The sequence below is a fragment of the Pantoea sp. CTOTU49201 genome (assembly GCF_032054795.1).
Taxonomy (GTDB): Bacteria; Pseudomonadota; Gammaproteobacteria; order Enterobacterales; family Enterobacteriaceae; genus Pantoea; species Pantoea symbiotica.
Map to the genome: position 1 here is coordinate 1 of NZ_DAMBSA010000249.1, position 7,068 is coordinate 7,068.

General features: G+C 53.5%; 8 protein-coding genes. 1 reads left to right on the top strand and 7 read right to left on the bottom strand.

Annotated elements, in window-relative coordinates; genetic code table 11:
* Window positions 1–820, bottom strand: an 820-nt coding sequence (locus tag RTY00_RS16420; protein ID WP_312665149.1) for a diaminobutyrate--2-oxoglutarate transaminase family protein, incomplete at its 3' end; no start/stop codon positions are given.
* A gap of 303 nt (window positions 821–1,123) precedes the next feature.
* Complete coding sequence (gene gbpA, locus RTY00_RS16425; RefSeq protein ID WP_312665150.1) at window positions 1,124–2,551, bottom strand: N-acetylglucosamine-binding protein GbpA; 1,428 nt, start codon at window positions 2,549–2,551, stop codon at window positions 1,124–1,126.
* 285 nt (window positions 2,552–2,836) lie between these two features.
* Between gbpA and gspS the strand changes: the two genes are divergently transcribed.
* Window positions 2,837–3,208, top strand: coding sequence for a type II secretion system pilot lipoprotein GspS (gspS, locus tag RTY00_RS16430; protein ID WP_312665151.1), 372 nt, complete (start codon window positions 2,837–2,839; stop codon window positions 3,206–3,208).
* Between the two features lie 93 nt (window positions 3,209–3,301).
* On the opposite strand, the gene RTY00_RS16435 is transcribed toward gspS, so the two are convergent.
* From RTY00_RS16435 to gspJ, 5 genes are read right to left on the bottom strand one after another with little or no spacing between them, the layout of a single operon-like run.
* Window positions 3,302–4,072 (bottom strand): prepilin peptidase, encoded by a 771-nt coding sequence (locus RTY00_RS16435; protein WP_312665152.1) that lies wholly within the window; start codon window positions 4,070–4,072, stop codon window positions 3,302–3,304.
* Window positions 4,062–4,520: a type II secretion system protein GspM gene (gspM, locus tag RTY00_RS16440; RefSeq protein WP_312665153.1), complete on the bottom strand. Its 459-nt coding sequence runs from the start codon at window positions 4,518–4,520 to the stop codon at window positions 4,062–4,064. Before gspM ends, RTY00_RS16435 begins: the two co-directional genes overlap by 11 nt.
* The gene (gene gspL / locus RTY00_RS16445) at window positions 4,517–5,560 is read right to left on the bottom strand and encodes a type II secretion system protein GspL (protein ID WP_312665154.1); all 1,044 of its coding nucleotides are present in this window, start codon (window positions 5,558–5,560) and stop codon (window positions 4,517–4,519) included. The genes gspM and gspL overlap by 4 nt, the downstream gene beginning before the upstream one ends.
* 10 nt (window positions 5,561–5,570) lie before the next feature.
* The gene (locus tag RTY00_RS16450; protein ID WP_312665155.1) at window positions 5,571–6,425 is read right to left on the bottom strand and encodes a type II secretion system protein GspK; all 855 of its coding nucleotides are present in this window, start codon (window positions 6,423–6,425) and stop codon (window positions 5,571–5,573) included.
* A gap of 14 nt (window positions 6,426–6,439) precedes the next feature.
* Window positions 6,440–6,988: a type II secretion system minor pseudopilin GspJ gene (gene gspJ, locus RTY00_RS16455; protein WP_312665156.1), complete on the bottom strand. Its 549-nt coding sequence runs from the start codon at window positions 6,986–6,988 to the stop codon at window positions 6,440–6,442.
* Between the last annotated feature and the right edge of the window lie 80 nt (window positions 6,989–7,068).

Below are 7,068 nucleotides of genomic sequence, written 5' to 3' on the forward strand. Positions count from 1 at the left end.
TACGGGCAAAGCCAGCCTGAACTTCGTCGAGGATCAACAGAATGCCGTGTTCCTGGGTCACTTTACGGATGCGCTGCAGCCACTCAGCCGGAGCTGGGTTTACGCCGCCTTCGCCCTGAACGGCTTCGAGGATAACTGCAGCTGGCTTACGCACGCCGCTTTCCACGTCGTTGATCAGGTTGTCGAAGTAGTAGGTCAACGCTTTCACGCCAGCTTCACCACCGATACCCAGCGGGCAACGATACTGATGAGGATAAGGCATGAACTGCACTTCTGGCATCATGCCATCAACCGCTTCTTTCGGTGCCAGGTTGCCGGTGACGGACAGCGCGCCGTGCGTCATACCGTGGTAACCGCCAGAGAAGCTGATCACGCCGCTACGGCCAGTGGCTTTCTTCGCCAGTTTCAGCGCGGCTTCAACCGCATCGGCACCAGAAGGGCCGGTGAACTGCAGGCAATAATCTTTACCCTGGCCAGGCAGCAGCGAGAGCAAAGACTCAGAGAATTGATCTTTCAGTGGTGTAGTCAGATCAAGAGTATGTAACGGCAAGCCGCTGGTAATGACATTTTGTATGCTCTGGAGAACATCAGGATGGTTGTGACCCAGTGCCAGCGTCCCTGCGCCAGCCAGACAGTCAAGATATTGTTTATTCTCAACATCTGTGATCCACACGCCATGGGCTTTAGCGATGGCTAAAGGCAGTTTGCGCGGGTAACTCCTGACGTTAGATTCAAACTCGGCCTGACGGGCTAAGAAGGCATCGTTGTTTCCATTGAATGCATTGGCACCAAAACTATCAATACGGACTTTATCCGTCATCATATCTCTCCTTCAACCGGGGCACGTGAGGCTCGCCAATTGACTAATTGAACAAAAAAGTAACAGCTGTGAAAAAACGCGGCCAATATAGAGCCTTTTGACCTACATCACAATGATTAATTTTGTTTAGATTTGTTTATTACTTGTCTATATGAATCAGGGATTTGTTGAAGAATTCGTCGCTTAGATTATTTCGCCAGCATGACGCGGAAATGAATTGTGCATAAATAGCTGCAATTGTGGATAAAAAATGGCAACCCGAAGGCTGCCATTGATGTTTATAGCCGGTTCAAAACCGCAAAATTAATGCTGGTGACCGCCGCCAACTTTGGTCCACGCATCCTGCCAGTTAGAGCCAGTGCCTGGTGTGTAGTGATGCGAATTGATGTTACACCAGCCCGTATACGGGAATGGCTTACACTCAAACACTTCGCCAGTGGCTGGCTGCTGAACTTTAGTTCCTTCTTTGTAATCACCGATGCCGGCAGGATAGATGAAGTCAAAGTCGCCGCCTGCGTCGTTGCTAATCAGCTTGGTGGTGAACTCTTTCTGGAAGGTTTTGCCATCTTTCATTGAACCGGTAACCACCATGGTGATATCACCGGCCTCGGCGTTCCACAGGTTAACGGTCATGTTCTGCGCGGCATCTTCAACGTTGACGCTGCCGAAACCGATGTTTTCTTGCTTCGCGTTGTAGGCTTTCGCGTTGATTACCATCGCGCCGCGCGTTTGAATGCCGAACTCAACCGGCGTCAGACCTTCGGTAATGGTGTAGCTGTTGGCGATGTTGGTCAGTTCCAGGCCTGGACGAGTATCGGCTTGGGCATTGACCTGCAGCTCGACGCGGGTGATCTGGCTTTCAGTCTGCGCATAAATGGTGTTGCTACCGGCAACCGGCACCACATCACCGTCTTTATTCTTCACGCCTGCACGGATGTCTTTAAAGGCATCGTTGATCTTATTCGCCAACGCCATTGACCAGGCATTCGGTTCGCCAGCGGCTTCTGAATCGATATTCAGCGTGATGCTCAGATCTTCACGTTCGCCGTTGGCGTCGAAGATACGGACTTTAACGCTATCACCGGTTTCCAGCGCGCGCGAAGGCAGGATCGAACCGATAGTGCGTTTCCACACGGAAGCGACTTCGTCATATTCTACGTCGATGACTTTATAGAAGGTCGCTGCGGTGTCGGAGACATCCCATGCACCGTAAATAATCTGATAGCCAGTACGCTCTGGCAGATTACAGCTGTGAGTGGTTTTGCCGGTAGAGGCTGCTGGGCCGCCCGGAATGACGCAGAACGGCGTCAGTTCGAACGCATCACGCGTCAGCGCCTGGTTTGGATTCCAGTCCGCTTTGGTGATGTAGTATTTGAAATCGGCAATCGGGTGTGGAGCCGTGAAGGTCCAGGTGATGTCCATTGGACCAGATTCAACTTTATGCTTAACCCAGCGATCGCTGCTCTGTGCATTCAGCGCGGTACCCATCCAGTTAGTGCCGCCGCTGCCGCTGACCAGTTCACCATTTTTTGGACCTGCTGCCGGGAATCCGTCTGGACCTTCACCCACGCTTTGTGGCTCATATTGCGCCTGACCGCAGTTCAGGTTCGGGGTTTTAGCATCACGACACATTTGATCGCGTGACGCCGGTTCGCTGATATAGCCATGCGCTAATACGCCGCCGCTGAATGCCAGTGCAGAAACAGCCAGAGCAATTTTGGTTAATTTCATCATTTATTCCCTTATCCAAAGGTTTAAGTGGGCGTGTAGGGCGCCCGTTATTTCCTGACCTGTATTTCACAGGCAGCAGCAGGATAAGAAATTTGTTGGCAGATGCAGACTTAAAGGACATTAGAAGTATTAACGTCAAAAAAATATTATTTAGCCTTTGATTAACATCCTCCTTAATAAACGCCTCTAACTTCTTAAAGGCCTTAAACAACCTTATTGACGCTATAATAAAAAATGCTAACTGGTTAAAATTAGTGCAGTTAATTGACCTTTTTCGGATTGATAATGAATAACCGTACACGCGCTTGCGTATTAATTTTTATGGCTGCGACGTTGAGTGGTTGCCAACAGCATCCGCCGGCAGCAGCATTACAACCACAGCAGTTAAATCAGATATCCGCGCTGGTCGCGGGAAGCAATTGGACGCGCGATTATTGCCAGCGCAGCGATATTCCTGACCAGCAGACATTAATGCGTGGCGCACTGAACCAGGCCACAAAGCGTGACTGGAATACCGCGCAGATTCAAGCGCAAATGCTGAACAACGCGATTAACCAACGATACGATGCGTTGACGAGAGATAATCAAACTAACGCGCAGAAATGCGCAGCGTTGAATGTGGCGATAGCGCCGTTTTTGAATCAGATGAGAGGGTGAATGTTGTCAGTTTGCCTGGTGCGTATAAATGCGCACCCTACGAAAAACGCACCAATCCATTGTAGGGTCACCATTTAAGGCGACCCATTTCAATTAAACCAACGGATAAACAAACATTAACGCCCCGGCAAACGCCAGCATCGGGCCGAACGGCAACGGCTGGTGCAAAGGGCGCTTAAACAGCAGCGCGCGCAGAATAACCGTGAGGATGCCGCCACCTGCGGCAATTAATAAAACTGTCGGTAGCATTTGCCAGCCCAACCAGGCACCTAACGCTGCCAGCAATTTTACATCGCCCAGTCCTAAAGCATCAATTCCGCGCCAGTAACGATAACCGGTGGCGAGCAGCCACAATGCCAGATAGCCGATCGCCGCTCCCAACACCGCATCATTTAATGAGCCCGGCAGCCACGCAAGTGCCTGTAGCACTAAGCCCAGCCACAAGAGTGATAGCGTCAGCGCATCGGGCAGCAGCTGGTGCTCAATATCAATCAGCGTCAGCGCCAGCAACATCCAGCACAGCAGCAGCGCTGCCAGCAAGGTCGTATCCCACGGCAGTAGCCAGGCTAGAAACAGGCTTAGGATTAACGTCGCCAGTTCCGTTGCGGGATAGCGCACGCTGATCGGATGGGCACAGTGGTGACAGCGACCACGCAGCGCCAGCCAGCTAAGCAACGGAATATTGTCGCGCTTGCGTAGCGCGTTGTGACAATGCGGGCAATGCGATCGCGGCAGTGCCAGACTCAACTTTTGCTCTGGCTGCAGAATCATCAGTGGCAATCGATAAACCACGACGTTAAGGAAGCTGCCGACGGAGAGCGCGAACAGGCTGCCCAATAAAAGCATCAACGCATCATTCAGCATGCTTTAGCTCCAGGTGTGTGAGCCGGACATGCTGCTTGTCGCGTTGCATCTTCAACTCACTGACCTCAATGCCCCAGCGAACATCGAGTTCACTTAGCCACTGCAATAAAACCGGGAAGGAGAGCGTGACTGCCTGCTTCAATTGCCAGCGATGTTGATGTGCTTCCACCTCCAGCGCCAAACCCTGCTGCTGCGCCAGTGCATTGAGCGCTACTGTTGAGGACGCTTCACCCGATGGACGGTAGTTTTGCAATGCGGCTTCCCACGTCGGCAGCAGCTGTAACGCTTGCTGTTCGCGTGCAAAGGCCTGCAGGCTGCGTGCACGATATTCATCGGCTTGCTGCCAGCTCAGTTGCAGCAACAATCCTATGCCGATCAACATTGCCAGCAACAGCAATCCGCGTTCACGCGGCTGACGGGTTTGCCACCATCCTGATAAAAAGATCATGATTTCCTGCTCAGCATTAATTGTGTCTCCTTCACAACCACCTCTATACCTTCAGGCGCGTCATTACTGACGGCGGAAGGCAGCGCATCGCGAAACGTTAACTGTAATTGTTGCGTCGTACCATCCCACGCCAGCGTTTGCAGTGGGTTTTCATGCAGTTTTCCGAGCAGGCTCGAAGCGTTTTGTAGCAGGGCAAGCAAACCTGGATTGGCGGACAACTCAGCCGGCTGCGCTGCCTTACGACTAAACGCGCGGCGCACCAGTTCAGGTGATTCAGCAGGAAAGTAGTGCTGATAGCGCGTGAGTAATTGTTGGTTCAGCTGCGTTACCGCCTGTTGCGCCTGCCAGCCTTGCCATAAAGGGGGAAAGATGACGCTCAGCCAACACAGCATAATTGCGGTACCTAATGCTAAAAGGGGGAAACGCAGCGCTGGACGACGCGCAAATTCGCCGTGCAGCAGCGAGGTACGACAGTCGCGAGCACCTTGTGCCAGACGTAACAGGCTATCGCCCTCGAGCGGCGTTAGTGCCGATAGAGAGGGAAACTGTGTCAGCGCATCGTTCGGCAGCGACAAGCCGGTTCCATCCTCCAGTCTCAGCAGCCATTGATCATCAAAGTACAAGCGTGTCCCGGCTTCCAGCGCCAGCGTCGCGGGCATTACACGTTGCGGCACAATGCCATGATCGCTCAGCGTTTGTAGCATCTGCTGCAGCTCGTCGCGGTTGATGGCAGCCATAAGATGCTCATCGCCGTGTCGCTCCACACTGACAATGTGCAGATTATCCATCTCTTCACTCAGCAGCGGCTCAAGTTGCCAGCTCAGTGATTGCCTATTGGCATTTGGCAGCGTGACCCTGGCGAGTGTTACGTGCTCGGCGGCGATCAGCAGAATCGTGTCGATATCATCGGATGCAGGTACGTCTGCCAGGGTTTCGCCCTGTTGCGGGCGTTGGCCGACCTGCTGGCGGCACCAACGCCATCCTTGCGCGTGCTGCAGAATAACCAGCCAGCCTTTTGGGCGTTTGTTGAGAAATTTCATGGCGCTTCACTTAATCCATATTGTCGGTGATGCAGGGTAAAACGGTCTTCATGGCGTACCCACTGACTGCGAATGGCAGCAAACTGCTGATCGTCGGCCAGCCACAGCAGCAGCTCCCAATGCTGGCTTTCAGCACGGCGATACTTTGCAAGGTGCTAACGGCCGATCCCGCGCCGCCGGGTAAGGCGCTGATAAACGCATCCAGCGTTGGCCAGCCGCGCTCGGGTTGGTTTTGCAGTAGAGACACGATCTGTGAGCGATCTTTTTCCCCCTCGAGCAGCGCCATCAACAGTGATGCCTGTCTCGCCTGCAACGCGTTAAGGTTAATTTTGAGTTCGCTGGTCGGTAAGGCACAAAGCAGTGGCGCGAGGTTTGACCAGCGCGGTTCGGCTAACAAGGCTAAATGGCGAATCTCGGTTTTATCGGCCAGCAAAGGCCACTGTTTGTTGTCGTTGGCATTGAGTTGAGTGTGAATCTGCGCAAGCAGAGTGCCGATCGCCGCGTCATCCAAACCTTGTTGCCGCACTAAGTGGGCAAAAACACGTTGTGCCGCAGTGCGGTGAAACACGCCGTCCTTGTCAATTCTACCGTTTTGACCCAACGCATTAAGGTTGAAGCAGCGTTGCCGATCGCGCCAGCGATAGTTGACCACTTGCTCATCCAGTCGCAGCTGTTGCACGCGCTCATCCAGCGGCTTCCCACCTTGATTGAGCAGCCAGGTTTCGGCGCCGCGCAGCGTCCAATGCGCCTGCTGTTGATACTGCTGGCTGGCGGTGCGCGTTAATGCCTGCACCCAGTGACGCTGGCCCGCTACCGCTAGTAACGCCATCAGCGCAATGATCAGCAGAACCGTAATTAATGCCATGCCACGCTGCGCCGTCACTGGGCATTTCCGACTAACAGCACACGCGTAATCTCACCCCAACGCGCCGTGGTCAGCGTAATTTCAATCGCCTGTGGCAGGCTAAATTGTGAGGTCCAGCGATCTTGCCAGCGCCCCGACGAATAGAAGCGCAGAGTCATTTGCTGAATGGCGGGAAAGGTGAGGGTAAGGCCATCGTCCATGCGTTGACGCGATAAGGTTTGCTGGCTTAAATCCCAGCGAACCTGCTGCAAAGTGGCGCGCGCATCTCCCTTTGGATTCAGCCAATTGCGGCGGGTGAATTGCAGCAGCGTCGCTTTCTGCTGCGCAACAAAAGCCGGTTGTTGCCGAATGACGGCATTGGGCAGAATCAGCGCTTGTTTCAGATCCTGTTCCAGTAATGCAAACAGGCGATTCAACTCACTCAACTGTTGCGTATGTTGCTGTGATTGTTGTTGTGCGCGCAGGCTACCCTGCAACAGCTGATAGCCTGCCAGACTGAGCAGCGCAAAGATCGCCAGCGCCAGTAACATCTCCAGCAGCGTAAAGCCGCGTTGGGGATTCATTGCGTGACCCAGCTATACAGGCGCGCCAGCGGCGCACCTTCGGCATGATTGCGCCACACTGCGATTTCGATGCGCTGGAC

Excerpts from the sequence above, each read along its gene's own strand:
- gspL (WP_312665154.1), bottom strand. The coding sequence starts at position 5,560 with ATGAAATTTCTCAACAAACGCCCAAAAGGCTGGCTGGTTATTCTGCAG.
- RTY00_RS16450 (WP_312665155.1), bottom strand. The coding sequence starts at position 6,425 with ATGGCATTAATTACGGTTCTGCTGATCATTGCGCTGATGGCGTTACTA.
- RTY00_RS16435 (WP_312665152.1), bottom strand. The coding sequence starts at position 4,072 with ATGCTGAATGATGCGTTGATGCTTTTATTGGGCAGCCTGTTCGCGCTC.
- gbpA (WP_312665150.1), bottom strand. The coding sequence starts at position 2,551 with ATGAAATTAACCAAAATTGCTCTGGCTGTTTCTGCACTGGCATTCAGC.
- gspM (WP_312665153.1), bottom strand. The coding sequence starts at position 4,520 with ATGATCTTTTTATCAGGATGGTGGCAAACCCGTCAGCCGCGTGAACGC.
- gspJ (WP_312665156.1), bottom strand. The coding sequence starts at position 6,988 with ATGAATCCCCAACGCGGCTTTACGCTGCTGGAGATGTTACTGGCGCTG.
- gspS (WP_312665151.1), top strand. The coding sequence starts at position 2,837 with ATGAATAACCGTACACGCGCTTGCGTATTAATTTTTATGGCTGCGACG.